The organism is Idiomarina sp. UBA4206 (assembly GCF_002383015.1).
In the GTDB taxonomy this organism is placed as follows: Bacteria; Pseudomonadota; Gammaproteobacteria; order Enterobacterales; family Alteromonadaceae; genus Idiomarina; species Idiomarina abyssalis.
The window spans coordinates 10,687-13,067 of the sequence record NZ_DFTS01000013.1; the positions used below are offsets into that span (position 1 = coordinate 10,687).

Below are 2,381 nucleotides of genomic sequence, written 5' to 3' on the forward strand. Positions count from 1 at the left end.
AGCTTTACGTGACCGAGGACCACGCGGCTCTCCGCGTTCTGCATCATAGGACACTGTATAGGTGTCTTTATCAAACATAGCTGACTGGAAACGCGCGTAAGGACACATGTGCGTGCACATAATCTCGCGCATGTACCCGGCGTTGCCATAAGTGCAGAAAGTAAAGAACAGAACGCTGAATGTTGCCCAGAAGCCAGCATCCAGAGTAAAGAAATTGAGGAAGAGTTCGCGTATATCGGTAAAATAGCCGACAAAGGTCATGGATGTTAATAGAGCCACCAGAATCCAGCCAGTTTGTTTACCGGCTTTACGCCAGAACTTATCAAAGTCCATTTTGCGCTCATCCAGCTTAATACGCTTATTGCGGGGGCCTTCAAACTTTTTCTCAAACCACATAAATATGAAGGTCCAGGTTGTTTGAGGGCACATAAAGCCACACCAGACACGTCCAAATATAGTGGTCACAAAAAACAGCGCAACGGCCTCCACAATGGCGAACCAGGCAACAACGGTAAAGTCCTGTGGCCAAAGCGTTAAACCATAAATACGAAAGCGCTGCTCCATAATGTCGAGCAGAACCGCCTGTTCGCCCTGGTAGGTGAGCCAGGGAATAATGGCAAAAACGGCCAGTAGCAGGAAGCCAAAGCCACGGCGGAAGTACTCCATCGCACCTTTAATGTCGCGCACATAAATGCGGCTACGAGGGGAATAGTTATTGTTGTGCTTTTGCCCGTCCGGACGTTGAATTTTAACTTTATCGGCGGACTGAACCGTTATCTTTTGTTCCATGAACAATACCACTTAGTATCACGGCGAGGTGCGCACAGTATAACGGATCCTAACTGTTTGCGCAGCTCACTGAGCTGAATCAATAATACAATCAAAAAGTATGTTACAACCAGCTTCCACATCATGCCAGTGCGACCACTCATCGGGCGCGTGACTGACACCGTTTACAGACGGAATGAAAATAAGCCCTGACTCTGTAATTTCAGTAAAAAACTGTGCATCGTGTCCAGCCCCACTGGGCATTTTCAGGCACGAATACTTTCTTGCTTTTGCCTTCTCTTCTATCTGCTTTGTCAATTTTTCTGAACATGCCTGAGGATTCAGCCAGCTTACCTGTTCATACTCAAATTTTAAGCGGTGTTTACGGGCAATGGCTGACAACGCCTTATTACAAGAATCTGCGAGCTCTTTCATCACATCCTGGCTCATATCACGACCGACAATAGTAAATACGGCTTCTCCGGGTACGGTATGCGGGCTGCCCGGCTTTAAATCCACTTTACCCACAGTAATACGCGTCTTGTCCGTACCGTCTTCTGCAATAATGCGCTCAATTTCATGAGCAAAGTCAGCCAACCCCATGAAGGCGTCGCTGCGCATGTTCATTGGTGCTGTACCAGCGTGGTCAGCTTTACCTTTTAAGTGCACTATCCATTTGAAAACACCGGATATGCCCTCCACGGCACCAATGGTAATTTCTTTTTGAAAAAGTACCGGCCCTTGCTCAATGTGTAACTCGTAAAAGGCTTTCAGTCGCTCAGGTGGCCAGGCTGCGTCCAGAGCATCCATCACATTCATGCCATGAGCGGCCATGGCGTCTTTTAGGTACACATTGTCAGCATCATGAGCGGACATAAGCCAGTCAGGGTTTAATACACCGGCAATAGCCTGTGACCCCATCATGCCGCCAAAGCGTCCTTCTTCTTCGGCAGTGCCGACCACCCATACAGGATGCTTCAATTTAATGTCATTTTCTTTGATCGAGCGCAAAACTTCGAATCCGGCCAACACGCCCAGTGCGCCGTCAAAAATACCGCCGGCCGGAACCGTATCTAAATGCGAACCGGTAAGAACGGCGGGCTTCTTACAATAATCCCCTATACCGAAGAACACATTACCGGCACCATCCATAAAGGTTTCAAAACCTTCGGCTTTTGCCTGGTTCATCATCCATTGGCGCGCCTCCATATCGGCATCAGTAAAACCCCAACGGTAGACGCCATGATCGGTCTCGTTATAACCAATGTTGGACAGTTCAAGCACGGACTTTTTTAAGCGGTCTGAATTAATACTCAGCATAGTACCTCCTTAGCTTCTGTTTTAAGCGTAGGACATAAACTACGGAGCAACAAAAAGGCACCCATAAAAAAGCCCGCACCAAAAGGTACGGGCAAAGGTTGCACGGGGCAAAGGGGAGCCCCTAGAGGGTTTACGACAGTTTGCGTGCAGTTAAGGCTGCATTAAGTACCGCCGCCAACTTAATTGACGATTGAATTGCTTGTGCTGAAACGTCGTGCTTCAGCAAGGTTTGTACGTGCGAATCAATACACATACCACAACCATTCAGTGCCGATACCGCCAGTGAGAACAGC

General features: G+C 48.2%; 3 protein-coding genes. All 3 read right to left on the reverse strand.

The features are described from left to right. The coding region (locus B3180_RS02495; RefSeq protein ID WP_286842829.1) for a 4Fe-4S dicluster domain-containing protein at positions 1-789 on the reverse strand (789 nt) is incomplete at its 3' end. A gap of 66 nt (positions 790-855) precedes the next feature. Beyond that, positions 856-2,088 carry a Zn-dependent hydrolase gene (locus B3180_RS02500; protein ID WP_271332008.1) on the reverse strand — a complete coding sequence of 411 codons (1,233 nt, stop codon included), beginning with the start codon at positions 2,086-2,088 and terminating at the stop codon, positions 856-858. A gap of 130 nt (positions 2,089-2,218) precedes the next feature. Then, entirely contained in the window at positions 2,219-2,341 is a 123-nt protein-coding gene (locus B3180_RS02505) for a hypothetical protein (protein WP_286842866.1), read from the reverse strand. Positions 2,342-2,381 lie beyond the last annotated feature (40 nt).